Below are 25,653 nucleotides of genomic sequence, written 5' to 3'. Positions count from 1 at the left end.
CCCGGAGGCGTGTCAGCGGCGGGGCAGGAATCCGGCCAGGACCGGGTCGAGCCGGGCCACCCAATCCTCGACCCGGGCGGCGCGGCGTCCGTCGAGGTCGCAGGTGTACGCGCCGCCCTCGCGGAGCGAGACCACGACGCGCAGGCCCCGGCCGCGGCGGGTCCGCAGCAGGTCCACGCCCGAGATCTCCTCCCAGCCGAAGTCGACCTCCTCGCCGTAGAGCTGGAGGTGCACGCCGGATCCGTCGACGACGATCCCGGACACCCGGTCGGCGGCCACGAACTCCGTGGGCGCGGGGCCGTGCGGGGCGGCTCCGTGCTGTACGGCCCTGGGCTGTACGGCTCCGGGCGGTACCGCTCCGGGCGGCGCGGAGGGCGGCGGCGGTACGGCGAAGGCGCCCGGGGGCCCGAAGCCGGGCGGGGGCGCGTACCCCGGAGGCGCGTAGGCGGGCGCCGTCGGGAAGCCGGCCACGGCGGGACCGGCGGACGGCACGGAGCCGTAGGGGTGGAGGGGCGGCACGGGGCCGGCGGGCGTGGCGGGACCGGCGGGTGTCGGCGTCGGCGTCGGCGTCGGCGTCGGTACGACCGTCGTGGCCGGCGGCCGCTCCCCCGCCCCCGGCGTCCCCTCCCCCAGCGCGTCCAGGATCTCGTCCGGCGTGGGGCGTTCGGCCGGGTCCTTGGCGAGGCAGCGGGCGACGAGGCCGCGCAGGGACTCCGGGACGGAGGCCAGGTCCGGGGCCTCGTGGACCGAGCGGTACATGAGGCCCATCGGGGTGCCCTCCCCGAAGGGGCGGCCACCGGCGGCGGCGACGAGGACGGCGCCGAGCGCGAAGACGTCGGCGGCGCCCGTCACCTCCTCGCCGAGGGCCTGTTCGGGGGCGAGGTAGCCGGGGGTGCCGAAGGCGGAGCCGGTGGCGGTGAGGCGGGTCGACTCCAGGGCGCGGGCGATCCCGAAGTCGAGGACGCGCGGCCCGTCGGGGGCCATGACGATGTTGCCGGGCTTGAGGTCGCGGTGGACGAGCCCGCAGGCGTGGATGGCCTCCAGGGCCTCGGCGAGCGCGGCGCCGAGGGCGCGCAGCCGCGGCTCGTCCATGGGGCCCTCGTCGGTGACGAGCGCGGCGAGGGTGGGGCCGGGGACGTAGGCGGTGGCGAGCCAGGGCGCCTCGGCCTCGGGGTCGGCGTCGACGACCTGCGCGGTGTGGAAGCCGCCGACCTGCCGGGCGGCGGCGACCTCGGCGCGGAAACGTGCGCGGAAGGAGGGATCGGAGGCGAGTTCCGGCCGCGCCACTTTGACGGCGACGGCGCGTCCGCCGCGCGATCGGGCAAGGTAGACGGTGCCCATGCCGCCTTCGCCCAGTTTGTGCTCGATGACGTATCTGCCGATGAGGGTCCCCACGCGGAACAGTATGGCCGAAGTCCGTCTCTTGACCGGTCCATGACATCACTTCACCATGTCCGGAACACCCCGCACGACCCCGCATCACCCCCGCGCTCCACTCCACTTTGTCGTTTGTCGTTGTCGCACCCCCCACACTCCCCACCCAGGAGACAGCATGCGACGTTCCCTCCGCGCGAGGAGGCCCGGCAGGAGGCCCGCCCTCCTCGCGTCCCTCGTGGCGCTCGCCCTCGCGGCGCCCCTCTCCGCGCTCTCGACGCCCGCCGGGGCCGACCCGGCGCCGACCGCCGCCACCCGTACCGCCGGTTCCGGTTCAGGGGAGGTGGTCCGGCAGTACGAGGTCGCCGGCCCCGCCACCCCGGCCGCCCGCACCGCGCTCGCCGCCACCGGGGTCTCGATCGACGAGGTCGACGCCCGCGCGGTCGTGGTCAGCGCGAACGCCGAACAGCTCCGGCGCGTCAGGGCCCTGGGCTACGCGCCGATGGCCCTGCCGGGTCCGCCGGACCGGGGCGAGGCCGCCCGGTCGGCGCTCGGCCCGCTGGACTTCCCGTCGGCGGACTCCCGCTACCACAACTACGCCGAGGCGAACGCGGAGATCGCCCAGCGGCTCGCCCAGTACCCCTCGATCATGAGCAGGCGGGTGATCGGGAAGTCGTACGAGGGCCGGGACATCGTCGCGATCAAGGTCAGCGACAACGTGGCCGTCGACGAGAACGAGCCCGAGGTCCTCTTCACCCACCACCAGCACGCCCGCGAGCACCTCACCGTCGAGATGGCGCTCTACCTGCTGCGCGAACTCGGCGCGGGCTACGGCACGGACAGCAGGATCACCAACGCGGTGAACGGGCGCGAGATCTGGATCGTGCCGGACCTCAACCCGGACGGCGGCGAGTACGACATCGCGTCCGGCTCCTACCGCAGCTGGCGCAAGAACCGGCAGCCCAACTCCGGCTCCTCGTACGTCGGCACGGACCAGAACCGGAACTGGAACTACAAGTGGGGCTGCTGCGGCGGCTCCTCCGGCACCAAGAGCTCCGAGACCTACCGGGGCACGGCCCCCGAGTCCGCCCCCGAGGTGAAGGTCGTCGCCGACTTCGTCCGCTCCCGGGTGGTCGGCGGAAAGCAGCAGATCAGGGCGTCGATCGACTTCCACACGTACAGCGAGCTGGTGCTCTGGCCGTTCGGCTGGACCACCGCCGACACCGCCCCGGGCATGACCCAGGACGACCGGAACGCCTTCGCGGCGGTGGGCGGGAAGATGGCCGCGAGCAACGGCTACACGCCCCAGCAGTCCAGCGACCTGTACGTCACGGACGGCTCGATCGACGACTACCTGTGGGGCGCGCAGCGGATCTTCGCGTACACCTTCGAGATGTACCCGACGTCCTCCTGGAACGGCGGTTTCTACCCGCCCGACGAGGTCATCGAACGCGAGACCTCCCGCAACCGCGACGCGGTGCTCCAACTCCTGGAGAACGCGGACTGCATGTACCGCTCGATCGGCAAGCAGGGGCAGTACTGCACGACGTGACCCGGTCGGCGGCCCGGCGCGGGCCCGTACCCCCCTCGGGGGGGTACGGGCCCGCTCCCGTCACTTCGGGCGCGTCGTGTCCGCCGCGCCGGACGGCTTCGGGACCACGCCGTCCAGGGGGGTCAGCGACCAGTGGCCGTCCTCCCGGTTCACGGTCTCCACGACCTCGACCGGGCGCTTCCGGTCGCCGGCGGTCCCGGTCAGCCGGACGCTCCAGACGTCCGGGAACTCGGAGGTGCGCTTCCACGTCACGTCCCAGTCCTGGCCGCCGTACGCCGCGATCCGGGCGCGGGCGTCGTCACCGCCGTTCGGGTGGCCGCGGAGGAGGTCGGCCAGGCCGGGCTCGTCCGAGGCGTTGAGCAGCGACACGTACCGTCCGAGGAAGCGGTCCTGGTCCGCCAGGTCCGGCTTCTCCTCCGTCCCGCCGCAGCCGGACAGCAGCGCCGCGCACAGTGCGGCCGCCGCCGCGACCGGCACGCCGATGCCGAGCGGTTTCGTCCCCCTGGTGCGTCCCATGTGAGGTCCCCCTGTGCTCTCGGGGTTCAACCCTCGCACAGAGAAGGGCTTTTCAGCCCAGGACCGCCAGCGCGTCGATCTCGATGAGGAGGCCGGCCGGGAGGCCGACGTAGACCGTGGTGCGGGCGGAGGCGGGGGCCTTGAGGCCCTGCTCCTCGAAGTACTGGTTGTAGATCTCGTTCATCTCGGCGAAGTGGTCCACGTCGGTCAGGTAGACGCGCGTCATCATGACGTCGTCCCAGGTCGCGCCGCCCTCCTCCAGGATCGCCTTGACGTTGGCGAAGGTCTGGAGGGTCTGCTCGCGCAGCGTCGGGCCCGCGACCGTCGGCGCCCGGCCCTCGACGGCGGGCAGGAAGCCGACCTGGCCGGCGACCTGGAGGATGTTGCCCTTCCTCACGCCGTGCGAGAACTTCGCGGGCGGGGTGGTGTGGGTCGCCGGGGTGAGGGCGATCTTCTCGGCGGGCTGCGCGGTCGGCTGGTCGCTCATGCGGTGTCCTTGGTCGGGGCGGTGCCGGAGTACTCCCGGCTGATGGCGTCCGCGGTGCGGCGCACCTGCGGGAGGAGGGTGAGGAGTTCCTCGGCCGTGACGACCACGTTGGGCGCCGAGACCGACATGGCGGCGACGACCCGCCCGTCGGCGCCCCGGACGGGCGCGCCGACGCAGTTGATGGACTCCTCGTGGCCGCCGAGGTCGGTGGCCCACCCCTGCTCGCGCACGGTCGCCAGCTCCTTGAGGAAGGCGGCGGCGTTCGGCGTCGAACGGGGCGTGTACGGGGGGTAGTCGAGCTTCGCGGCGACCGCGCGCCGCTCGGCCTCGGGCAGGTCGGCCAGGAGCAGCTTGGCGACGGCGGCGACGGTGATCGCGACGGGCCTGCCGATCCGCGAGTACATGCGGACCGGGTAGCGGCTCTCGACCTTGTCGATGTAGAGGACCTCGCCCTCCTCGTACACCGCGAGGTGGACCGTGTGCCCGATCCGCTCGTTGAGCGCGGTGAGGTAGGGGTGGGCGATCTCCCGGATGTCGAGGTTCTCGACGGCCTCCTGCGCGAGCGCGAAGAGCCGGGCGCCCAGGCGGTAGCGCTGGTCCTGCTGGCGGTGGACGAGGCCGTGCTCGTGGAGGGTGCGCAGCAGCCGCAGGGCCGTGGACTTGTGGACGCCGAGGCTCTCGGCGACCTGTCCGAGGTCGGCGGGGCCCCGCGCGAGCAGCGGCAGGATGCTGAGCGCCCGGTCGACGGTCTGGCTCATGGCGTGCGTACCTCCTGGTCGTCCCCCGTACGGCCGGGGCCTTCCGGGCCCCCGCCCGTCCGCCCGGGATCCTTCTCGTCGGCCTCCGTCCAGCCGGGGCCGAGGTGAAGTGTCCCCCAGGCCGCGTCGCCGAGCGCGGCGAGGCGGTCGAGGCGGTCGCGGCGGGGCGGGACGGCCAGGTCGCCGGGGACGGTGAGGGCGGCGGCGGCCATGAGGTGCCCGTGCCGGAGCCGGTTCCGCAGGTCGAGGCCGCGGAGGGTCGCGGAGAGGAACCCGGCGGCGAAGGCGTCCCCGGCGCCGATCGGGGAGACGACGTCGACGCGGGGGGCGGGGACGAGGACGCCGTCCACGGCACCCGTACGGGCCTCCCCGTCGGTCGCGACGGCCCCGCCCCCGCCCAGCTTGACCACGACCACCCCGGGCCCGGAGACGGCCTCGAAGACCTCCCGCGCCCCCCTCAGCCCCCACAGTCGCTCCGCCTCGTCCGCCCCGACGAAGACGACGTCGGCGCGGCGGGCCAGTTCGAGGAGGACGCCGGGGGCGTCGCCGTCGCGCCACAGGGCCGGCCGGTGGTTGACGTCGAAGGAGACGAGGGGGCGGCCGGGGCGCCGGGCGGTGAGCTCCCGCACCAGGGCCAGGCAGTCCCCGGAGAGGGCGGCGGTGATGCCGGTGAGGTGCAGGATCCGGGCCCCGGCGACGCTCTCGTACGGGACGGTGGCGGGCGACATGGCCGAGGCGGCGGAACCGGCCCGGTAGTAGACGACCTCGTGGGCGTCGGTGGCCCGGTCCTCGTCCGTACGGAAGTAGATCCCGGTCGGCCGGCGCGGGTCGCGGCCCACGGCCGTGACGTCGACGCCGTGGGCGCCGATGGTGTCGACCAGGTGGTCCCCGAAGCCGTCGGCGCCGACGCGGCCGACCCACCGGGCGCGGTGTCCGGCGGCGGCCAGGGCGCAGGCGACGTTGGACTCGGCGCCGCCGATCGCCCGGGTGAAGGAGGGGACGTCCGCGAGGCGGCCCGGCCGGGAGGGGAGGAAGGTGACCATGGACTCGCCGAGGCAGACGACGTCCACGGGATCCGCCGCGCCCACGGGGCCCACCGGGTCCACGCGGCGGGCGGTGTCCGGGATCGTGTCCGGAAGCGCCTCCGGGATCGCGTCCGGAGTCGTGTCCGGGGGCGCGTGTCCGCTCACTCTCGTGCTCCCTGCGACTCCCACGGGTCCATTGACCCGGCCTTGGCCCGGATGTTAGACAGCCGTGAGCACGATACGCAATGAGCGTTGCGCATCATGCAACACCCATGAGGAGGAGCCCATGCCCGACCCGGTGAACGAGACACCCGCGCAGAACGCGCGGAGCGCGCGGAAGGGGCGCGAGGTCCCCGACCTCTCCGCCGAGCGCGTCGACCACCGCTTCAAGGCCCTCCCCCCGGACGCCGAGGGCCTGACCGTCGGCGAGCTCTCCGCCCAGCGCCGGAACCTCTTCACCGGCGGCTACACCACCCCCGTCCTCGCCCTCTCCGCCGAGTCCGTCGCGCACAACCTGCGCCTCCTGGAGACGTACGCCGAGCGCCACGGCCTCGCCTTCGCCCCGCACGGCAAGACCTCCATGGCCCCCCAGCTCTTCGACCGGCAGCTCGCGCACGGCGCGTGGGGCATCACCGCCGCCGTGCCCCACCAGGCCCGCGTCTACCGCGCCCACGGCATCGCCCGGATCTTCCTCGCCAACGAGCTGGTCGACCCCGCCGCCCTGCGCTGGCTCGCCGCCGAGCTCGACGCCGACCCGGACTTCCGCCTCGTCTGCTACGTGGACTCGGTGCGCGGGGTCGAGCTGATGGACGAGGCCCTGCGCGCGGCCGGGGCAGGCCGCCCGGTGGACGTCGTCGTGGAGCTGGGCGCGGGCGAGGGGGCCCGTACCGGCGCCCGTACGGAGGCCGAGTGCGCCGCCGTCGCGGACGCGGTCGCCGCCGCCGACACCCTGCGGCTCGTCGGTGTCGCCGGCTACGAGGGCGAGGTGCCGAAGGCGGACCCGGAGCGGGTCCGGGCCTGGCTGCTGCGGCTCACCGGCCTCGCCGCCGCCTTCGACGAGGAGGGCCGCTTCGACGCCGGGATCGGCGAGATCGTGGTGAGCGCGGGCGGCAGCGCCTGGTTCGACACGGTCGCGGAGGTCTTCGCGGAGATCCCCGCGCTCTCCCTCCCGGTCCTGAAGCTGCTGCGCTCCGGCGCGTACGTCTCGCACGACGACGGCCACTACCGGCACCTCACCCCCTTCAACCGGGTCCCGGAGGAGGGCGCGCTCCAGCCGGCGTTCCGGCTCTGGTCGCAGGTCGTCTCCCGGCCCACCGGCGAGCAGGCCTTCACCAACGCGGGCAAGCGGGACGCCGCCCACGACCTGCACCTCCCGGAGGCCCAGGTGGTCCGCGACGCCCGCACGGGCGGGATCCGCCCCGCCGGGGGCATCACGGTGACGGGCCTCTCCGACCAGCACGCCTGGCTGCGCACGGAGCCGGGGGCGGACCTGGAGGTCGGGGACTGGGTGGGGATGGGCCTCTCCCACCCGTGCACGTCGTTCGACAAGTGGCAGCTCATCCCGCTGGTCGAGGCCGACGGCACGGTGGTCGACCACATCCGCACGTTCTTCTAGGACCAGGAAACCGAGGAGCCGGGACAGTGATGGAACTCGTCATCCGCGACGCCGAGGTCGTCGACGGCAGCGGCGGCCCCTCCTACCGGGCCGACGTCGGCGTCGAGGGCGGCCGGATCACCACGATCGTCCAGGAGGCCGCGGCGGCCGGCTGCCAGCGGCCCACCGGCCGCCGGATCATGGACGCCGAGGGCCTGGTCCTCTCCCCCGGCTTCATCGACATGCACGCCCACAGCGACCTCGCGCTGCTCCGCGACCCGGACCACTCCGCGAAGGCCGCGCAGGGCGTGACCCTGGAGGTCCTGGGCCAGGACGGCCTGTCGTACGCCCCGGTGGACGACCGCACGCGCGCGGAGGTGCGGCGGGCGATCGCCGGCTGGAACGGCGACGGCTCCGACCTGGACCTGGACTGGCGCACGGTCGGCGAGTACCTGGACCGGCTCGACGGCGCGCACGGCGGCCGGGGCATCGCGGTCAACGCCGCCTACCTCGTCCCCCAGGGCACGGTCCGGGCCCTCGCGGTCGGCTGGGAGGACCGCCCGGCGACGGCGGCCGAGCTGGACCGGATGCGGCGGCTGGTCGCCGAGGGCCTGGAGCAGGGCGCGGTCGGCATGTCCTCCGGCCTCACGTACACCCCGGGGATGTACGCGCCGGACGCCGAGCTGACCGAGCTGTGCCGGGTCGTCGCGGAGTACGGCGGCTACTACTGCCCGCACCACCGCTCGTACGGCGCCGGGGCGCTCGACGCGTACGCGGAGATGATCGCCCTGACCCGCGCGGCCGGGTGCGCCCTGCACCTGGCGCACGCCACCATGAACTTCGGCGTGAACGAGGGCCGGGCCCCCGAACTGCTCGCCCTCCTGGACGAGGCCCTGGACGCGGGCGCGGACCTCAGCCTCGACACGTACCCGTACACCCCCGGCTGTACGACCCTGGTGGCGCTGCTGCCCGGCTGGGCGAGCGAGGGCGGCCCGGAGGCGGTGCTCGCGCGGCTCCGGGACGACGCGACGGCCGAGCGGATCCGGCACCACCTGGAGGAGACGGGCTCGGACGGCTGCCACGGCGTCCCGGTCGACTGGTCCACGATCGAGGTCTCGGGGGTGAACGAACCCGCGCTCGCGGAGTTCGTCGGCCGCCGCGTCGACGGCTGGGCCACGGCCCGCCGGCTCCTCCTGGAGGACCGGCTCGGCACCACGATCCTCCAGCACGTGGGCCACGAGGAGAACGTCCGGACGATCATGCGCCACCGGACGCACACCGGCGGCTCGGACGGCATCCTCCAGGGCCTCAAGCCGCACCCGCGCGCGTACGGCACGTTCCCCGAGTACCTGGGGCGGTACGCGCGCGACCTGGGCGTCCTGTCCCTGGAGGAGTGCGTCGCCCATCTGACCTCCCGCCCGGCCGCCCGTCTCCGTCTCCCCGACCGGGGCCTGGTCCGCGAGGGATACGTCGCCGACCTGGTCCTCTTCGACCCGGCGACGGTCGCCTCGGGCGCGACGTACGAACACCCCAGGACCCTCCCGACGGGCATCCCGCACGTCCTGGTCGGGGGACGGTTCGTGATCGAGGACGGCAGACGGACGGACGTGCTGGCGGGGCGCGCGATCAGGAGGACGCCGGTCGCCCGGTAGGAGTGCCCACGGGCTGGTCGGCGTCCTCCGGGGCGCCGGCCCGCCACGGCTCCCGCCGCGCCCACAGCAGACCGAGCGCGGCCACGCCCCCCGCCGCCACGAACCCGTACCAGGGCGTACGCCCCGACGGCGCCGTCTCGTACACGAGCGCCGCCGAGAGGACCGCGAGGACCTGCCCCGCCCGGCCGTACCAGGCCGTCGACGCCACGACGGCCGTCCCCCACAGCAGGTACCAGGGCTGGACCATCGGCGAGAGCGCGACCAGGGCCGTCAGGGAGAGGCCGAGGCCGAGGGCCGGGTCGAGGCGCCCCCGCCAGGAGCGCCACGCGAGGGCCGCGATGAGGACGAGCGCGGCGGCGAGGCCCAGCTTCTGCACCAGGTCCTTCACCGGGTCGGGGTCGTCCGCGAGGAGCAGCCCGAGCCCGAGCCCCAGGTCGCTGGTGAGCGACAGGGCGGTGTGGATGGTCCCGGCGACGCTCTGCGTCCGCAGCCACCCGAACCCGGTCCCGGCGAGCAGCGTCGCCCCCGCCGCCACGGCCCCCGCGACGGCCCCGGGAAGGACGAGGCCCTTCGCCAGGCCCCGTACGCCGCCCCCGTCCCGGCGGGCGACCACGATCCCGATGAAGAGCAGGGCGACCGCCGCCGGGGACTTCACCATCACGGCGAAGCCGACGAGGACGCTGCCGAGCACCCACCGGCCCCGCGTCGTCAACAGGACCCCGCCGAGGACGAGGCCGATCATCAGGCCGTCGTTGTGGGTGCCGCCGACGACGTGGATCAGGAAGAGCGGGTTGAGGACGGCCAGCCACAGCGCGCCCGCCCGGCCGCCGGGCCCGCCGCCGAGCCCCCGGACGGCCCACACGGTGAGCGCGAGCGCGCCGAGGGCGATCAGGCGCATGCCGAGGACGGCGGGCACGACCGCGCCGCCGGTGAGCTTCACGACCGCCGCCGCGAGGAGCAGGAAGGCGGGGCCGTACGGGGCGGGGGTGTCGGTCCAGTGCCCGCCGACGCTCGCCGCCGCCTCGGCGCCGAGGTCCCCGGGGCCGAGGACGGAGGGCCCGGCGCCGTACACGTCGTGTCCTTCGAGGACCATCGCGCCCTGGGCGACATAGCTGTAGACGTCGGCGCTGTAGAGGGGCGGGGCGAGGAGCAGGGGCGCGGTCCAGCAGGCGAGGGTCGCGAGGACCCCGTCCCGCGCGGCCGCGGCGCCCCGGACGAGCAGCACCCCGTACCGCCACCACGCGGCGACGAGCAGGGTCAGGCCGAGGTACGCGAGGAGGGCCCCGGCGGTGGTGGGCGCCGGGCCGTGCCGCTCCCACAGGCCCCAGCCGCCGCGCACCGGCAGCGTCCCGGCGAACCATCCGCCCACGGCGACGGCGAGCGCCCCGCCCGCACCCAGCCACCGGCATCCGGAGGCGCTGAAAAACCACATGACGCGCCAACCTATCCGGTCCCGCCGTACAGCGCCGCGCCCGGTCCCGCCCCTCCCGCCCTCCCCGACGTGGCCCAAAACACGGAGCGTCCCGGCCTCCCCCGCCGTAAGCTCTCGTCATGCAGGTGATCCAGTCCACGAAGCTCGCCAACGTCTGTTACGAAATCCGGGGTCCGGTGCTCGAAGAGGCGATGCGGCTCGAAGCCGCGGGTCATCGCATCCTCAAGCTCAACACGGGCAACCCGGCCGCGTTCGGCTTCGAGTGCCCGCCCGCCATCCTGGAAGACGTGCTGCGCAACCTGGCCGACGCGCACGGCTACGGGGACGCGAAGGGGCTGCTCTCGGCCCGCCGGGCGATCATGAGCCACTACGAGACCAAGGGCATCCCGCTCTCCGTCGAGGACGTCTACCTCGGCAACGGCGTCTCCGAGCTGATCCAGATGGCGATGCAGGCTCTCCTCGACGACGGCGACGAGGTCCTCGTCCCGGCCCCGGACTATCCGCTGTGGACGGCCTCGGTGTCGCTCGCGGGCGGTACGGCCGTGCACTACCGCTGCGACGAGCAGGCCGACTGGATGCCGGACCTCGCCGACATCGAGCGGAAGATCACCGACCGCACCAAGGCGATCGTGATCATCAACCCGAACAACCCGACCGGCGCCGTCTACGACGACGAGATGCTGCGCTCCCTGACGGAGATCGCCCGCCGGCACGGCCTGGTCGTCTGCTCGGACGAGATCTACGACAAGATCCTCTACGACGGCACCACGCACACCCCGACCGCGGCCATAGCGCCCGACCTGCTCTGCCTCACCTTCAACGGGATGAGCAAGAACTACCGGGTGGCCGGCTTCCGCTCCGGCTGGCTCGCGGTCTGCGGCCCGAAGCACCACGCGTCCTCGTACATCGAGGGCCTGACGATCCTCGCCAACATGCGCCTGTGCGCGAACATGCCGGCGCAGCACGCGGTGGCCGCCGCCCTCCAGGGCCGGCAGTCGATCGAGGACCTGGTGCTGCCGGGCGGGCGGCTCCTGGAGCAGCGGGACACGGCGTACGAGCTGCTCACGCAGATCCCGGGCGTGACGTGCGTGAAGCCGAAGGGGGCGCTGTACCTCTTCCCCCGGCTCGACCCGAACGTCTACAAGATCAAGGACGACCGGCAGATGGTCCTGGACCTGCTGCGGGCCGAGAAGATCATGGTGGTGCACGGGACGGGCTTCAACTGGCACGAGCCGGACCACTTCCGGATCGTGACGCTGCCGGCGGCGGCGGACCTGGCGGACGCGGTGACGCGGATCGGGCGGTTCCTGGACGGCTACGGCCAGCCGTAGCCCCTCCCCGCTTCCGGACCTCGCTCAACTTTAGACTGAATCTAAGCTAGGATGGCTCCAGAGCACCTCAGGAGGCCGTCCCATGTACGAACCGATCCGCACCAAGTCGGTCCACCGGATGGCCGACGACGACCACGACGCGTACCCGCACCGCTCCCGCGAGGAGGAGCTGGACATCCAGCTCGCCGGACACCTCGCGGCCCTGCTCGCCGTCACCGACGAGCTGGGCGACACGGAGGCCGGCGAGCTCATCGCCCGGCAGGTGGCGCGGCTGCGCGGCGCGCCGCCCGCGCGGCACGCGGCCCTGAGCGGCGCGTCCGCGCGGGAGCTGCACGAGAAGGCGCACGCCCTCGCGGGCCGCGCCCTGGTCGTCGCCGCCTCCCGGGCCGACACGACCGCCGCGATCCTCGCCGCCGAGCGGATGGACGCGCACACCGCGGCGCTGGCCGGGGAACCCGCCCTGGTCGCCGCCCCCTGACGGCCCCGGTCCGCGCGGCACGAACCGCGCGGACCGGGCGCCAACCACCCCCCTCGCCGGGGAAGCCGCGGTACCGACCGCTCCGGTTCGGTACCGGGATCGCCCCTTCACCCCCCGTACACCCGGCCCGCCCCGGAACGTGGGTTTCCGCGAGCACGCTTCCCGCGTGAGACGCATCCTGGGAATCGTCCTCGCCGTCCTGCTCCTCGGCGGCGTGGCCGCCGTCCTCGTGACGGGCGGCGACAAGGACACGGGCACGGCGACGAAGGCCGTGCGGGGAGTCATCGGATCGGAGAAGGCCGAGTTCTTCGCCGACCCGCGGGTGGTGGAGGCCCTGGCCGACCGGGGCTTCACCGTGGGCACCCAGACCTCCGGATCCTGGGACATGGAGGAACTCCCCCTAGACGGCTACGACTTCGCCTTCCCGGCCTCGAAGGCCCCGGCCGACGGCCTGCGCGCGAAGGCCGCCGTCCAGGTGAAGGACAAGGCGGTCACCGCCCCGCTGCGGCCCTTCTACTCGCCGCTCGTCGTCGTCGCCCACAGCGCCGCCGCCCGGGTCCTCGCCGGGAACGGCCTGGCGACCCTCGGCCCGCGCGGCACCAGCGGCACCCTGAACATGGAGGCCTACCTGGCGGCGGCCCGCGCCGACCGCACCTGGCAGCAGCTCAAGGGGGCCGAGGACCACGCCGAACTGCGCGGCACCCTCTTCGTCACCTCCACCGACCCGGTCGCCTCCAGCTCCGGCGCCCTCTACCTCGCCGCCGCGAGCTACGTCGCCGACGGCGGGCGGGTCGCGGGCGACGAGGCCGCCGTGGGCCGCACGGCCCCGCTCCTGCGCAAGCTGATCCAGGTGCAGGGCGCCCAGCAGTCCGGCTCCGACGCCCCCTTCCGGGACTTCGTCAGCGGCGTCGGCAACCCGCTGGTCCTGGTGTACGAGTCCCAGGTCGCCGCGCAGCTCCTGGCCGGCCGGCCCATGGGCGACCTCGTCGTCCTGTACCCGGACACCACGGTCAGCAGCGACCACACCCTCGTACCGCTCACCGAGAACGGCCGGGCGCTCGGCGAACTCCTCTCCACCGACCCCGAGCTGCGCCGGCTCGCGGTCCGCCACGGCTTCCGACCTCAGGGCGCGGCGAGCGAGTTCACCGCCGCGACCGCCGGCCACACCGCCTACCTCAACCAGACGCTGAGCGGAGTCCGCCAGGCGCCCGTGCCCACCGGCAAGGTGCTGCACGAGATGGCACTGCGGGCCCGCGACCAGGGGGACACCGCATGACGACACCGGAAGACCCGAGGACCACCGACCCGAGGACCACCGACCTGGGAATCACCGATCCGAGCAGGACCGGGCAGGAACCCCCGCTCGTCCTCACCCCGCCCGAGCCCGTGCCGCCCGTGCGCGCCTCGCAGGCCTCCGGTCTGGTGCCGCTCGACGAGGCGACCCGTACGGAGATGACCCGCCGGGCCGCCGAGTACATCGGCTCGATCGAGGGACTCGACCCGCGCTCCCCCGAGTTCGCGGGCCGCGTCGGCGAGATCGCGGCGCTCGGCGCGGGCGAGATGCGCTCGGCCGCCCAGCAGTCGAACCGCATGCTGGACCGCACGGTCCGCTCCCTCGGCGCCGGCGCCCCCGGCGGCGACCCGCAGGCACGGGTCGGCGCCTCCCTCGTCGAACTCCGGCGCACCGTCGAGGACCTGAACCCCCGCGCCACCCCCGCCAAGGGCTTCAAGGGGTTCCTGGCGAAGCTCCCCGGCGGCAACAGGCTGCGCGACCACGTCGCCGCGTACGCCTCCTCGCAGGCCACCCTGAACCGGATCGTCGGCGCGCTGCGCGGCGGCCAGGACGAACTGCGCCGGGACAACGCCGCGTTGGAGACCGAGCGGGCCCGCCTGTGGGAGACCATGGGCCGGCTCCAGGAGTACGCGGTGCTCACCGAGGCCCTGGACGCGGCCGTGGAGCAGCGGATCGCCCGCACTCCGGACCCGGCCCGGGCGGACGCGCTCCGCGCCGACCTGCTGTTCCCGGTGCGGCAGAAGCACCAGGACGTCCTCACCCAGCTCGCCGTCTGCGCCCAGGGGCACCTGGCGATGGACGTGGTCCGCCGGAACAACGAGGAGCTGATCAAGGGCGTGGAGCGGGCGGCGACCACGACCCTGGCGGCGCTGCGGATCGCGGTGATGCTGGCCTCCGCCCTGGAGAACCAGCGCAAGGTCACCGAGCAGGTGAACGCACTGCGCTCCACCACCGAGGACCTGATCCGGGGCAACGCCGGGATGCTGGCGACCCAGGCCGGCGAGATCCAGCGGATCGCGGCGGACCCGGCGGTGGGCGCGGAGACCCTCCGGGCCGCCTTCCAGCAGATCTACCGGACGCTCGACGCCATCGACACGTACAAGGCGCGGGCGACGGAGTCGATGGCGGCGACGGTCGAGTCCCTGACGGCCGAACTCCAGGAGGCGAGGGCCCACCTGGAGCGCGGCCGGCACGCGAACGCGCTGGAAGGCGGGGCTCTTTCATGACCGGAGCCTCCCGCCCCCTGCGGCGCACGCTCGCCGCCCTCGCCCTCGTCCTGCTCGTCACCGCCACCGGCGGCTCCTGCGGGCCCGGCGACCGGCCGGCGAGGACCGACGGGGACACGGCGTTCGAGCCCGGCACCCTCCGCGTCCTCGCCTCCTCCGAGCTCTCCGACATGGAACCGGTCCTCGAAGAGGCCAGGAAGGCGACCGGGATCACCGTCCGCCCCACCTACACCGGCACCCTCGACGCCGTCGAGCGGATCGCGTCCGGCGAGGCGGAGAAGGACTTCGACGCGGTCTGGCTCTCCTCCAACGACTACCTGCGGCTCCGCCCCGACACGGCGCGGCGGATCACCGGCGAGACCCCGGTCATGGCCTCCCCGGTGGCGCTCGGGGTGCGGCCCGCCGCCCTCGCCCGGCTCGGCTGGGACCCGGCGGAGGTCACCTGGTCGCGGCTGCACCGGGCCGTCGCCGACGGGAGGCTGACGTACGGCATGACGGACCCCAAGCGCTCCAACTCCGGCCTCTCCGCGCTCGTCTCGGTCGCCTCCGGGCTCTCCGGCGCCCAGTCGGCGCTGACCGGGGAGGACGTGCGCCGGGCCACGCCGAAGCTCAAGGAGTTCTTCACCGGGCAGAAGCTGACCTCGGGCTCCTCCGGCTGGCTGGCCACCGCCTACGGGCGCCGTCCCGACGTGGACGCGCTGGTCAACTACGAGTCGGTGCTGTTGTCCTCGTTCCGGCCGGGGGAGCTGACCGTGATCCGGCCGTCCGACGGCGTCGTCACCGCCGACTACCCGTTCACCCTCCTCGCCTCCGCCCGCCCCGAGGCGAAGGAGGCGGCCGGGCGGCTCACCGCGCACCTGCGCACCCCGGACGTGCAGCGGCGGATCACGGAGACGACCCTGCGCCGCCCGGTCGTCGCCGGGACCGCCCCGGCGCCCGCGCTCGCCCGCGACCAGCGCCGCGAACTCCCCTTCCCGGGCAGCCGGGCCGTCGCGGACGGGCTGCTCGACGCGTACGAGAACACCCTGCGCAGGCCCTCCCGGACGGTGTACGTGCTCGACACCTCGGGCTCGATGCGGGGCGAGCGGCTCGACCGGCTCAAGGCGGCCCTCACCGAGCTGACCGGGGACTTCCGGGACCGCGAGGAGGTCACCCTGATGCCGTTCGGCTCCTCGGTGAAGCGGTCGGAGGTGCGGACGCACACGGTCGACCCGGCGTCCCCGAAGGCGGCGCTCGACGCGATCAGGGCCGGGGCGGCGGGCCTCTCGGCCTCCGGCGGGACGGCGGTCTACTCCAGCCTCCGGGAGGCGTACCGCTCCCTCGGCAGGTCGTCGGACGACACCTTCGCCTCGGTGGTCCTGATGACGGACGGCGAGAACACCGACGGGGACACGGCGGCCGACTTCGCCGCCTTCCACCGCGCGCTCCCGGCCGATCAGCGGCACACCCCGGTCTTCCCGATCCTCTTCGGGGACTCCGACCGGGCCGAGCTGGAGGGGATCGCGGAGCTGACCGGCGGAAAGCTCTTCGACGCCACCGGGGGCTCTCTGGAAGGCGCCTTCGAGGAGATCCGTGGCTATCAGTGAGCGGCTGCTGCGGTACGCGGAGTCCCGCAAGAACCTGGCGGGCTGCCTCGGCGGCCTGGCCGGCGTGGGCATCGCCCTGACCGGCGCGGCGGGCGGGCTCTGGCCGCTGGTGGTCGCGGGCCTGTACGGGGCGGGGGCCCTGGTCGCCCCGCCCGAGCGGCCGGACGCGCCGGACTTCGAGGAGGGCGGCGACCGGCTCGAACCGCTGCGGGCCGACTTCGCGACCCTGCGCGCGTACCTCGCGGAGGTGGACCTCCCGGCCGCCGCCCGCGACCGGCTGGCCGAGCTGGACGCCCTGCTCGAAGCGCTCCTGGAGCCGGGCTGGGTGAGCGACCCGGACCACCTGCACGTCCTGGCCCGCGCGATCCGCCAGGACGTACCGGAGGCGGTGGACGCCTTCGTACGGACCCGGTGGTGGGCTCGCGTGGCGCCGGGCACGGAGCCGCCGGAGCGGCACCTGCGGCGCCAACTGGACGCGCTGTACGGGGAGGCGGCCGGGATCGCCGCCGCGCTCCAGGAGGCGGAGGAGATCCGGCAGCGGACGCACACCCGCTATCTGGAGGACCGGGGGCGCGGCTGACCGGGAGAATGCGCCGGCCCCCGGAGCCTGAGGGGGCTCCGGGGGCCGGGCGGATCGTGGTGGGCCGTCGTGACCCCACTGGTCAGGGCGGAATTTCGGGGCAACCCACCACGAGTTCGGGGGGCGGGATCAGCCCAGGCGCTCCACGAGCGCCCGGTACTCGTCCCACAGCTCCTTCGGCGTGTGGTCGCCGAAGGTGTTGAGGTGGTCGGGGACGAGGGCGGCCTCCTCGCGCCACACGTCACGGTCGACCTTGAGGAGGAACTCCAGGTCCTCGGCCGGCAGGTCCAGGCCGTCGGTGTCGAGGGACTCCGGGGTCGGCAGGATGCCGATGGGGGTCTCGACGCCCTCGGCCTTGCCGTCGAGGCGCTCGACGATCCACTTGAGGACGCGGCTGTTCTCGCCGAAGCCGGGCCAGACGAACTTGCCGGCGTCGTTCTTGCGGAACCAGTTCACGTAGTAGATCTTCGGCAGCTTCGCCGCGTCGGCATCGGCGCCGACCTTGACCCAGTGGGCCATGTAGTCGCCCATGTTGTAGCCGCAGAAGGGCAGCATGGCGAAGGGGTCGCGGCGCAGCTCGCCGACCTTGCCCTCGGCGGCGGCGGTCTTCTCGGAGGCGACGTTGGCCCCGAGGAAGACGCCGTGGTTCCAGTCGAAGGACTCGGTGACCAGCGGGACGGCGGAGGCACGGCGGCCGCCGAAGAGGATGGCCGAGATCGGCACGCCCTTCGGGTCCTCCCACTCCGGCGCGATGGTCGGGCACTGTCCGGCGGGGACGGTGAAGCGGGCGTTGGGGTGGGCGGCGGGCGTCTCGGACGCGGGCGTCCAGTCGTTGCCCTTCCAGTCCGTGAGGTGGGCCGGGGCCTCCTCGGTCATGCCCTCCCACCACACGTCGCCGTCGTCGGTGAGGGCGACGTTGGTGAAGACGGAGTTGCCCCAGAGGGTCTTCATGGCGTTGGCGTTGGTGTGCTCGCCGGTGCCGGGCGCGACGCCGAAGAAGCCGGCCTCGGGGTTGATGGCGTACAGGCGCCCGTCCTCGCCGAAGCGCATCCAGGCGATGTCGTCGCCGATGGTCTCGACGGTCCAGCCGGAGATCGTGGGCTCCAGCATGGCCAGGTTGGTCTTGCCGCAGGCGGAGGGGAAGGCGGCGGCGACGTACTTCGACTCGCCCTGCGGCGGGGTGAGCTTGAGGATCAGCATGTGCTCGGCGAGCCAGCCCTCGTCACGGGCCATGACGGAGGCGATGCGGAGCGCGTAGCACTTCTTGCCGAGCAGGGCGTTGCCGCCGTAGCCCGAGCCGTACGACCAGATCTCGCGGGTCTCGGGGAAGTGCGAGATGTACTTGGTGGTGTTGCAGGGCCACGGCACGTCCTGCTCGCCCTCCGCGAGGGGGGCGCCGAGGGTGTGGACGGCCTTGACGAAGAAGCCGTCGTCGCCCAGCTCGTCGAGGACGGCCTGTCCCATGCGGGTCATGGTGCGCATGGAGACGGCGACGTACGCGGAGTCGGTGATCTCGACGCCGATGGCGGAGAGCGGGGAGCCGACGGGGCCCATGCAGAAGGGCACGACGTACATGGTGCGGCCGCGCATCGAGCCGCGGAAGATGCCCTCTTCACCGGCGAAGATGTCCTTCATCTCCGCGGGGGCCTTCCAGTGGTTGGTCGGGCCCGCGTCCTCCTCCTTCTCGGAGCAGATGAAGGTGCGGTCCTCGACGCGCGCGACGTCGGAGGGGTCGGAGGCGGCGTAGTAGGAGTTCGGGCGCAGAGTCGGGTCGAGCTTCTTGAACGTCCCCTTGGCGACGAGCTCCTCGCACAGGCGCTCGTACTCGGCCTCGGAGCCGTCGCACCAGACGATGCTGTCCGGCTGCGTGATCTCGGCGATCTCGTTCACCCAGGAGACGAGCTCCTGGTGCTGGGTGGGGACGGTGGTGGGAGCCGCGTTGTCGCGCGCCACGATTGCTCCTTTTGAGGGGTTTTTTAGATGTTTGCCCCGTGGGGGCCGCGACCCGGATGCTTCGTAGCTTGCTCATCCGGTGCCGACCGCACTCATTTGATCATCCGACGGATCCGCCCATCTGTCCAGGGGGGTGCACACGTGAGCATCGCCACTCGTATTCAGGACTTACGGGCCCGTAGGTACGATTCCGTCCATGACTGCAGCCACACCGGAAGTGACCCCGGACGACCCCTCCCCGGCGCTCCCGCTGAAGCCCATGCTGAGAGGCTGGCTGCACGCGGGCATGTTCCCCACCGTGATCGTCGCGGGCCTCGTCCTGGTCGCCCTCTCCGACTCGCCCCGCGCCCGCGTCGCCTGCGGGATCTACGTCCTGACCGCGTGCCTCCTCTTCGGCGTCAGCGCGCTCTACCACCGCGGCACCTGGGGCCCGCGCGGCGAGGCCGTGCTCCGGCGCCTGGACCACGCCAACATCTTCCTGATCATCGCGGGCACCTACACCCCGCTCACCCTGCTCCTGCTCCCCGACTCCACGGCGAAACCGCTCCTGTGGGCGGTCTGGGCGGCGGCCCTCGCCGGCATCGCCTTCCGGGTCTTCTGGGTCGGCGCGCCCCGCTGGCTGTACACGCCCTGCTACATCGCGATGGGCTGGGCCGCGGTCTTCTTCCTGCCCGACTTCATGCGGGCGGGCGGCATCGCCGTCCTGGTCCTGGTCGTCGTCGGCGGCCTGCTCTACAGCGCGGGCGGGATCATCTACGGCATCAAGCGCCCCAACCCGTCCCCGCGTTGGTTCGGCTTCCACGAGGTCTTCCACACGCTGACCCTGGCGGCCTTCATCGTCCACTACATCGGCATCTCGCTGGTGGCGTACCAGCACGCCTGACCCGGGAGAATGGCGGCATGGCCGCCGACGCCCCCACCCGCCCCAGCCTCCGCGAACGCAAGAAGGCGAAGACCCGCGCGGCGATCCGGCAGGCCACCTACCGGATCGTCGCCGAGCACGGCTGGGAGGCCGCCACCGCCGACCGGATCGCCGCGACGGCCGAGGTCTCCCCCTCGACCGTCGCCCGCTACTTCCCGGTCCGCGAGGACATCCTCCTCACCGACGAGGACGACGCCGTCCTCGAAGCCCGACTGCGCGCCCGGCCCGCCGGCGAGGACCCCCTGGAGTCCCTGCGCGCGGTCCTCCTCGAAGCGGTCCGCGCCGCCCTCGCCGAGGCACCGGAGGAGACCCGGCTGCGCGCCCGGCTCATGGTCGAGATCCCCGCCGTGCGCACCCGCCTCACCGAGACCACCGCCGAGACCGGCCGCCGTCTGACCCGCGTCCTCGCCGACCGCACCGGCCGCGCCCCCGACGCCCTGGAGGTGCGGGTCTTCACCGCCGCCGTCCTCGGCGCCTTCCGCGAGGCCACCGTGTACTGGGCCGAACGCGGCCGCACCGACGACCTCGTGGCCCTCCTCGACCGCACCCTCGACACCCTCAGGGGCGGCCCGTCACTCCCCTGACCCCGGCCACCCCGACGGGCCGCCCCCGGCCGCCTCCCGGGCGACGCGCTCCCACGCGTCCCGCCCGCCGGGCAGCGGCCAGGCCCAGGTGGGCCGCACCCCCGTACGCAGCCCTTCGAGACGCCGGGCCAGCGAGGCCCCCGCGATCACGGCCCCGTCGGGAACGACGGGGCCGTGCCGGTCCCGGAGCCCCGCGTACCGCACCAGCTCCGCCTCGTACTCCGCCACGGCCCGCTCCGTCCCCGCCGCCACCTCGTCGCCGGGCGCGGTGCGGTGCAGGTGCAGCAGCGGGGGCACGACCGACTCGGCGACCGCGGCGGCCAGCCGCGCGTGCCCGTCCAGGACCACGTGGCAGTCGAGCCCGCCGATCCACCACAGCAGGACGGGCGGGAGGGTGCCGTCGCGGGCCTGCTTGCGGTACGCCTTGACCCGCGCGTCGCCGCGGTCCGGCATCGCCCGCAGCGGCAGGATCCCCCGCGACCCGTTGTGGACGAACCAGTCGACGTACCCGTCGGGATGCCCCTCGACGACCGTCCCGCCCCAGTGCGCGGAGAGCGGCAGGCCCTCGTGGTTCCGGCGCAGCAGCGGACTCTCGCGCGCGAGCAGCCACCGCCCGCCGTGCAGCGGCCCGTCCGCCGCCTCCGCCAGGTGCTCCGCGAAGCGGTGCGCCCACCGGTCCGGCCACCCGGCCGTCTCCCGCGCGGCCACGGCCCGCACCGGCGGGACGACGGAGCGGTAGGCGCCGGTACGCCGGAACTCGACCCCGCAGTGATCGTCGTCCACAGCGGCGAGGAGCACCGGCCTCTCCCCCTGGACGAGCAGCAGCCGCCCCTCGGCGGCGAACAGGCACAGTCCGGGCCGGTCGCGGGACTCCACCTCCAGGGCCAGGCCCTCCCAGCCCCCGTCGCCCCCGAAGACGTCCCCGCGCCGCACGCCGGTCATCGGCCGGTCCGGGTCACGGGACCCGGCGCAGGGACTGCCAGATCAGGTCGGGCAGGACCCGCCGGGCCTCGGCGAGGTCGGCCTCGTACGTGCTGGACAGCCAGCGGCGCGCGACCTCGGCGATCGGTCCGATGACGACGGCCTCGATCAGGGCCTCGGGCACGGGCGCGATCTCGCCCGCCTCGATCCGCGGGCGCAGCCAGGCGGCGACGGACTGCCGGAAGGACTCCTTGGCCGCGCGGATCTCCTCGGCGTGCGCGTCGAGGTAGCCGGAGTAGGCGGAGGCGTGGAGGAACAGCGCGGCGTCCGCGTGCTCCTCGGTGAAGCGCAGATAGGCCGTGACGAGCGCCCGGACCCCGGTCCGGCCGGTGCGGGAGCGGGTCAGGGCGGTGACCATCTGCTCGAACAGCTGCTCCATGCAGCGGGCGTAGAGGGCCGCCGCGAGCCCGTCGAAGCTGCCGAAGTGGTGGTAGAGGCTGCCTGCGCTGATCCCGCTGGCCCTGGTGACGGCGTGCACCGTGAACCCCTCGTGGCCCGACTCGGCGTACACCCGGAGCGCCGCCGTGAGGAGCCGGTCGACGGTGGCCTCGCCCCGCTGCTGCTTAGGAGGCACGAACCGGCCCACCCCCTCCCATGCCGCCCCCCCGACACCCGCACACCAGAACCGACTTCCGGAATGCTACTCGCTCACGCCCCCGCCCCACCGGCCCCCAGCGCGCCCCTGATCACCCGCGCCGACTCCGGGTTGTCCGCGCACTCCCACACCCCGTGCGGGCAGTAGTCCGTCATCGTCTGGTAGACCGGCCGGTGCGCGGCGAACCAGTCGAGCATCCCCCGGACGTACGCCGGGTTGTCGCCGTTCCGGAAGAGCCCCCACTCCGGGTACGAGACGGGCTTGCCGTGCTCCGCCGCGAACCGCACGTGATGGGCGAGGCCGTACTCCTCGTGCACCTGGTCCTCGAAGGAGAGGCCCGCGGGCTGGTCGTAGGCGTCCAGGCCGACGATGTCCACGACGTCGTCCCCGGGGTAGCAGAGCGGCCACGGCACGGCGTCGCGCCCCCGGCTCGCCGTGAAGTCGAAGCGGAACCGCTGCCCCGGCACCGCCCGCAGCACCTCCACCGTCCGCCGCCAGTACGCCTTCCAGGCCTCCGGGTCCGGGCCGCAGCGGTGGCTGTACGTGGTGCCGTTCATCTCCCAGCCCAGGACCAGGACCGCGTCCCCGAGCCGGTGCTCCACCAACCGCTCCCCCAGGGTCCGGAAGTGCCCGTCGAACGCGCCCTCCGCGCCCCGCCGCAGCCCCTCCCGGACCTCGTCGTCGGACAGACCGGCCTCGCTGCGGTCGAGCAGCGGCACGTTGAGCACGAAGAGCCGCCCCGGCCGCTCCTCCTTCCAGCGCGCCCACGGCCCGAAGAGCGCCGGGTGCCCCTCGATGTTGGACCAGCGGTCCCCCGGCAGGTACGTGTGCCCGACGGTCAGCGCCTCGCCGCCGAGCCAGTCCTGCACCCGGGCGATCCGGCGCACCCCGGCCTCGTCGGAGCCGGTGAAGAACCCCGAGGGCACCCCGGGCAGCGGCCGCTCCCCGACGGGCTCGGCCCGCCGCCCGTCGGGCACGAGCCTGTCGTACGACAGGAGGAGGGCGAGGGCGAGGACGAGAACGGCCGCGAGCAGCACGGTCGGTGCGGCTCGCGGCCGGATGAAAAGGCGGGGGCGGGGGCTCACGTCAGCTCGTCCAGAAGTCCCACCACCGGGTCAGGATCAGCATCCCGACGATCCCGAGGTGCAGCAGGGGCGGGGCGAAGGCGAACTCGCCGAAGAAGGTCCGCACCCCCGCCGGCGCCGGCAGCACCCCGGTCCGCACGTTGTGCGCGGTGACGGACCAGAACATCAGGATCGTCGCGGTCCAGGCCAGGCAGCACCACAGGCAGAGCGCGTTGATCTCGTACAGCGACTGCTGCATCAACCAGGTGCAGAAGCCGACCCCGAAGAGCGTCCCGGCGTTCAGGCCGAGCCAGAACCAGCCCCGGTGGCGGGCCCCGGCGAGCAGCCCGGCCCCGATCGCGACGACGACGGCGTACGTGACGAGCCCGAGCATCGGGTTGGGGAACCCGAAGACCGCCGCCTGCTCGCTCTTCATGACGCTGCCGCAGGAGACCACCGGGTTCAGGCTGCACCCCGGGGTGAAGCCCGGGTCCTCCAGGAGCTTGAACTTGTCGAGCGTGATCACCCAGCCGGCCAGGACGCCCGCCGCACCGGTGACGACCAGGAGCCAGGCGAGGCCCCGGCCCGCCCCGACCGGTCCGCCGGACTCCCGGGAGGCCTCCTCCCGGCGCTGTCCCGGCACCCCGCCCCGTACGTCCACCGTCGCCATGGCGCGACCCCTCTTCCCGGTTCTTCCGCTCAGCCCTGGACGCGGCGGACCGGCATCAGGACGTGGGCGCTGTCCGCGAGCATCTCCTCGTCCGAGACGAAGGCCCGCAGCCGCTCCTCCTCGACGGGCCGGCCGGGGACCGCCTCGGGCCAGGGCCGCACGGAGCAGATCAGATAGACCTTGCCGCTCTCGCGGGCGGCCGTCTGCCACTCGTCCGGCACCGGGCACTGCACCTTCAGGAAGGGCAGGTTGAGCACGGCCGAGCCGCCCTCGACGAGCAGCGAGGCGTTGATCCCGGTGTCCCGCTCCAGGTCGAAGAGCCGGTCGCCGACCGAGAGGCCCATGGTCTCCAGGGCGGTCCGCATCGCCTGCCGACCGGCCTCCGGGCCGTCCCGGCCGTCGCCGAGCGAGTACGCCATGAGGAACGGCGTGCCCGCCGACTCGGCGGAGGGCTCGCTGGACCACGGGATCACCGTGAGGGTTCCCAGCGGAGAGGCGCTGCGCGCGGAGGACACGACGTTGGAAGTGGTCATGAATCGGATGCTAGTGCTCCAACCGCCTTTTCCCCGTGCCCCTTTCACCCGAACGGCCGACATTCACGCCGCTGGCATTTCCGCCGCAACGAACCCGGGTTTTCATCGTTGTGCTCTGAAGGCTCCCCCTAACCTGCGGCGGGGGGACCCCCAGCCGACCCCCTGGAGATCACCGATGATCGTCCCGCGCCGCGTCGTACTGCGGTCCCTCTTCGCCCTGGCCGTCACCGCCTTCACGGGCGGCGCCCTCGGCCGCGTCGCGCTCCGCGCCTCGGCCGGAGGGCCGGGCGGCCCGCCCGCCGACGACCCGCACGCCTTCGACGAGATGTACGGGGGCCGCCGCATCCTGGGCTTCTCCGGCCCCGGCGGCGAGCCGACGGCCCTCGTCGACGGCCGGCCGCTGCACCTGATGCGCTGCGCCGACGGCGGCTACGTCACTCCGATCGACCACTACGAGTCCTGTCCGACGCCCCTGGCGGCGGTCCGCGCGGCCGTGGACGAGCTGGGCACCGCCCCGCTCTCCCCCCTCGCGGGCGCCCACGGCGCCCCCACGGACCCGACGGGAGGGAGCCCGCGTGGTGTACACGCGTAAGAACCAGCGCGACCTGACCGGCGCCGAGCGCCGCAAGTTCGTCGCCGCCGTCCTGGAGCTCAAGCGCACCGGGACGTACGACCGCTTCGTCCGCACCCACATCGACCACTACGTGGCCGACGGGGAGGGCGGGCTGCGGGTCGCGCACATGACGCCGAGCTTCCTGCCGTGGCACCGGAAGTTCCTGCTGGAGTTCGAGACGGCGCTGCGCCGGATCGACCCCACGGTGACCGTCCCGTACTGGGACTGGACCCGGGACAACAGCCCGGCTTCCTCGATCTGGAACGAGGACTTCATGGGCGGCAACGGGCGCCGGTCCGACCTCCAGGTGATGACCGGCCCCTTCGCGCACTCCTCCGGCCGCTGGAACATCACCCAGTCGATGACCGAGGGCCGCTTCCTGACCAGGGACTTCGGGCGCCCCCGCGACCCGATCACGCTCCCCACCCAGGCCCAGCTGGAGGAGGTGATGCGGGAGCGGGTGTACGACGTGACGCCCTGGAACTCGACCAGCCCGTCCGGCTTCCGCAACCGTCTGGAGGGGTGGGCGTCGGGGCGGGGCAACGAGCGTTTCCGGATCCACAACCGGGTGCACCGCTGGGTCGGCGGCCTGATGCTCGGCGGCGGCTCCGTGAACGATCCGGTCTTCTGGCTGCACCACGCCTTCGTGGACCTGGTCTGGTCGCGCTGGCAGCAGCGGAACCCCGGGGCCGCCTACCTGCCGGCGGAGCCGCCGCCGCTCGGCGACGGGCAGTACCGCAAGGTGGTCGCCCGGCACCAGACGATGGCGCCGTGGGGGGTGACCCCGGCCTCGATGTTCGACCACAGCCGGATCTACCGGTACGCCTGACCGGTGCGCCCGGGCCGCCGCGCA

25 protein-coding genes are annotated in these 25,653 nt (G+C 73.8%); 13 read left to right on the top strand and 12 right to left on the bottom strand.

The annotated features are described in order from the left end of the window. Window positions 1-12: 12 nt before the first annotated feature. Window positions 13-1,341: a serine/threonine-protein kinase gene (locus CP977_RS22005; protein WP_152371619.1), complete on the bottom strand. Its 1,329-nt coding sequence runs from the start codon at window positions 1,339-1,341 to the stop codon at window positions 13-15. A gap of 211 nt (window positions 1,342-1,552) precedes the next feature. Here CP977_RS22005 and CP977_RS22000 point away from each other — a divergent pair, with 211 nt between their 5' ends. After that, complete coding sequence (locus CP977_RS22000; protein WP_152370688.1) at window positions 1,553-2,926, top strand: M14 family metallopeptidase; 1,374 nt, start codon at window positions 1,553-1,555, stop codon at window positions 2,924-2,926. Between the two features lie 60 nt (window positions 2,927-2,986). On the opposite strand, the gene CP977_RS21995 is transcribed toward CP977_RS22000, so the two are convergent. The 4 genes from CP977_RS21995 to CP977_RS21980 are packed head-to-tail and all read right to left on the bottom strand — an operon-like array spanning window position 2,987 to window position 5,730. Next, window positions 2,987-3,442: a hypothetical protein gene (locus CP977_RS21995; protein ID WP_062752473.1), complete on the bottom strand. Its 456-nt coding sequence runs from the start codon at window positions 3,440-3,442 to the stop codon at window positions 2,987-2,989. A gap of 52 nt (window positions 3,443-3,494) precedes the next feature. After that, entirely contained in the window at window positions 3,495-3,929 is a 435-nt protein-coding gene (locus tag CP977_RS21990) for a RidA family protein (RefSeq protein WP_062752474.1), read from the bottom strand. Next, entirely contained in the window at window positions 3,926-4,687 is a 762-nt protein-coding gene (locus CP977_RS21985) for an IclR family transcriptional regulator (RefSeq protein ID WP_062752475.1), read from the bottom strand. Before CP977_RS21985 ends, CP977_RS21990 begins: the two co-directional genes overlap by 4 nt. Beyond that, the gene (locus CP977_RS21980; protein ID WP_208420854.1) at window positions 4,684-5,730 is read right to left on the bottom strand and encodes a sugar kinase; all 1,047 of its coding nucleotides are present in this window, start codon (window positions 5,728-5,730) and stop codon (window positions 4,684-4,686) included. The genes CP977_RS21985 and CP977_RS21980 overlap by 4 nt, the downstream gene beginning before the upstream one ends. Before the next feature lie 268 nt (window positions 5,731-5,998). On the opposite strand from CP977_RS21980, the gene CP977_RS21975 reads away from it, so the two are divergent. Together CP977_RS21975 and CP977_RS21970 are read left to right on the top strand one after the other, a co-directional pair. Beyond that, on the top strand, window positions 5,999-7,327 hold the full coding sequence (locus CP977_RS21975) for an alanine racemase (RefSeq protein WP_152370687.1): 1,329 nt from the start codon (window positions 5,999-6,001) through the stop codon (window positions 7,325-7,327). 29 nt (window positions 7,328-7,356) lie between these two features. Continuing rightward, window positions 7,357-8,958, top strand: coding sequence for an N-acyl-D-amino-acid deacylase family protein (locus CP977_RS21970; RefSeq protein WP_109185275.1), 1,602 nt, complete (start codon window positions 7,357-7,359; stop codon window positions 8,956-8,958). Here CP977_RS21970 and mptB read toward each other — a convergent pair. Beyond that, window positions 8,933-10,390: a polyprenol phosphomannose-dependent alpha 1,6 mannosyltransferase MptB gene (gene mptB, locus CP977_RS21965; protein ID WP_062752477.1), complete on the bottom strand. Its 1,458-nt coding sequence runs from the start codon at window positions 10,388-10,390 to the stop codon at window positions 8,933-8,935. The genes CP977_RS21970 and mptB overlap by 26 nt on opposite strands. Window positions 10,391-10,509: 119 nt before the next feature. Between mptB and CP977_RS21960 the strand changes: the two genes are divergently transcribed. The 6 genes from CP977_RS21960 (at window position 10,510) to CP977_RS21935 (ending at window position 16,885) form a co-directional block, all read left to right on the top strand. Then, window positions 10,510-11,721, top strand: a complete 1,212-nt coding sequence (locus CP977_RS21960; RefSeq protein WP_109185273.1) for a pyridoxal phosphate-dependent aminotransferase — start codon at window positions 10,510-10,512, stop codon at window positions 11,719-11,721. An 82-nt stretch (window positions 11,722-11,803) separates the two neighbouring features. Continuing rightward, the gene (locus tag CP977_RS21955) at window positions 11,804-12,199 is read left to right on the top strand and encodes an SCO4983 family protein (protein WP_062752479.1); all 396 of its coding nucleotides are present in this window, start codon (window positions 11,804-11,806) and stop codon (window positions 12,197-12,199) included. Window positions 12,200-12,338: 139 nt separating this feature from the next. Next, complete coding sequence (locus CP977_RS21950; protein WP_183953228.1) at window positions 12,339-13,475, top strand: hypothetical protein; 1,137 nt, start codon at window positions 12,339-12,341, stop codon at window positions 13,473-13,475. After that, window positions 13,472-14,719, top strand: coding sequence for a toxic anion resistance protein (locus tag CP977_RS21945; RefSeq protein WP_152370686.1), 1,248 nt, complete (start codon window positions 13,472-13,474; stop codon window positions 14,717-14,719). Before CP977_RS21950 ends, CP977_RS21945 begins: the two co-directional genes overlap by 4 nt. Next, window positions 14,716-16,305 (top strand): substrate-binding and vWA domain-containing protein, encoded by a 1,590-nt coding sequence (locus CP977_RS21940; RefSeq protein WP_152370685.1) that lies wholly within the window; start codon window positions 14,716-14,718, stop codon window positions 16,303-16,305. The genes CP977_RS21945 and CP977_RS21940 overlap by 4 nt, the downstream gene beginning before the upstream one ends. Further along, window positions 16,292-16,885: a hypothetical protein gene (locus CP977_RS21935; protein WP_183953227.1), complete on the top strand. Its 594-nt coding sequence runs from the start codon at window positions 16,292-16,294 to the stop codon at window positions 16,883-16,885. Before CP977_RS21940 ends, CP977_RS21935 begins: the two co-directional genes overlap by 14 nt. Window positions 16,886-17,014: 129 nt before the next feature. Here the strand turns inward: CP977_RS21935 and CP977_RS21930 are convergent, their stop codons facing one another. Then, the gene (locus CP977_RS21930; RefSeq protein ID WP_062752482.1) at window positions 17,015-18,838 is read right to left on the bottom strand and encodes a phosphoenolpyruvate carboxykinase (GTP); all 1,824 of its coding nucleotides are present in this window, start codon (window positions 18,836-18,838) and stop codon (window positions 17,015-17,017) included. A gap of 196 nt (window positions 18,839-19,034) precedes the next feature. On the opposite strand from CP977_RS21930, the gene trhA reads away from it, so the two are divergent. Next, window positions 19,035-19,721 (top strand): PAQR family membrane homeostasis protein TrhA, encoded by a 687-nt coding sequence (gene trhA / locus CP977_RS21925; protein ID WP_062752483.1) that lies wholly within the window; start codon window positions 19,035-19,037, stop codon window positions 19,719-19,721. 17 nt (window positions 19,722-19,738) lie between these two features. After that, the gene (locus tag CP977_RS21920) at window positions 19,739-20,344 is read left to right on the top strand and encodes a TetR/AcrR family transcriptional regulator (protein ID WP_152370684.1); all 606 of its coding nucleotides are present in this window, start codon (window positions 19,739-19,741) and stop codon (window positions 20,342-20,344) included. Here CP977_RS21920 and CP977_RS21915 read toward each other — a convergent pair. The 5 genes from CP977_RS21915 to CP977_RS21895 all read right to left on the bottom strand — a co-directional run bounded on the left by CP977_RS21915 (window position 20,333) and on the right by CP977_RS21895 (window position 24,187). Further along, complete coding sequence (locus tag CP977_RS21915) at window positions 20,333-21,286, bottom strand: hypothetical protein (RefSeq protein ID WP_208420662.1); 954 nt, start codon at window positions 21,284-21,286, stop codon at window positions 20,333-20,335. The two genes, CP977_RS21920 and CP977_RS21915, sit on opposite strands and share 12 nt — an antisense overlap. A 13-nt stretch (window positions 21,287-21,299) precedes the next feature. Beyond that, the gene (locus tag CP977_RS21910) at window positions 21,300-21,899 is read right to left on the bottom strand and encodes a TetR/AcrR family transcriptional regulator (RefSeq protein WP_152370683.1); all 600 of its coding nucleotides are present in this window, start codon (window positions 21,897-21,899) and stop codon (window positions 21,300-21,302) included. A gap of 74 nt (window positions 21,900-21,973) precedes the next feature. After that, a complete protein-coding gene (locus tag CP977_RS21905) occupies window positions 21,974-23,005 on the bottom strand; it encodes a glycoside hydrolase family 26 protein (RefSeq protein WP_229991395.1) in 1,032 nt (343 codons plus the stop codon). Window position 23,006: 1 nt separating this feature from the next. Beyond that, on the bottom strand, window positions 23,007-23,654 hold the full coding sequence (locus CP977_RS21900) for a vitamin K epoxide reductase family protein (protein ID WP_152370682.1): 648 nt from the start codon (window positions 23,652-23,654) through the stop codon (window positions 23,007-23,009). A gap of 29 nt (window positions 23,655-23,683) precedes the next feature. Continuing rightward, window positions 23,684-24,187, bottom strand: a complete 504-nt coding sequence (locus CP977_RS21895) for a DUF5949 family protein (RefSeq protein WP_208420663.1) — start codon at window positions 24,185-24,187, stop codon at window positions 23,684-23,686. A 175-nt stretch (window positions 24,188-24,362) separates the two neighbouring features. Here CP977_RS21895 and CP977_RS21890 point away from each other — a divergent pair, with 175 nt between their 5' ends. Both CP977_RS21890 and CP977_RS21885 read left to right on the top strand, forming a co-directional pair. After that, window positions 24,363-24,779, top strand: a complete 417-nt coding sequence (locus tag CP977_RS21890; RefSeq protein WP_152370681.1) for a tyrosinase family oxidase copper chaperone — start codon at window positions 24,363-24,365, stop codon at window positions 24,777-24,779. Next, window positions 24,763-25,629, top strand: a complete 867-nt coding sequence (locus CP977_RS21885; protein WP_109185268.1) for a tyrosinase family protein — start codon at window positions 24,763-24,765, stop codon at window positions 25,627-25,629. Before CP977_RS21890 ends, CP977_RS21885 begins: the two co-directional genes overlap by 17 nt. Window positions 25,630-25,653: the final 24 nt, after the last annotated feature.

This window comes from Streptomyces cinereoruber, from assembly GCF_009299385.1.
Classification (GTDB): Bacteria; Actinomycetota; Actinomycetes; order Streptomycetales; family Streptomycetaceae; genus Streptomyces; species Streptomyces bikiniensis.
The sequence above is the reverse complement of the archived record's forward strand: the minus strand, read 5'-3'. Positions and strand labels throughout refer to the sequence as shown.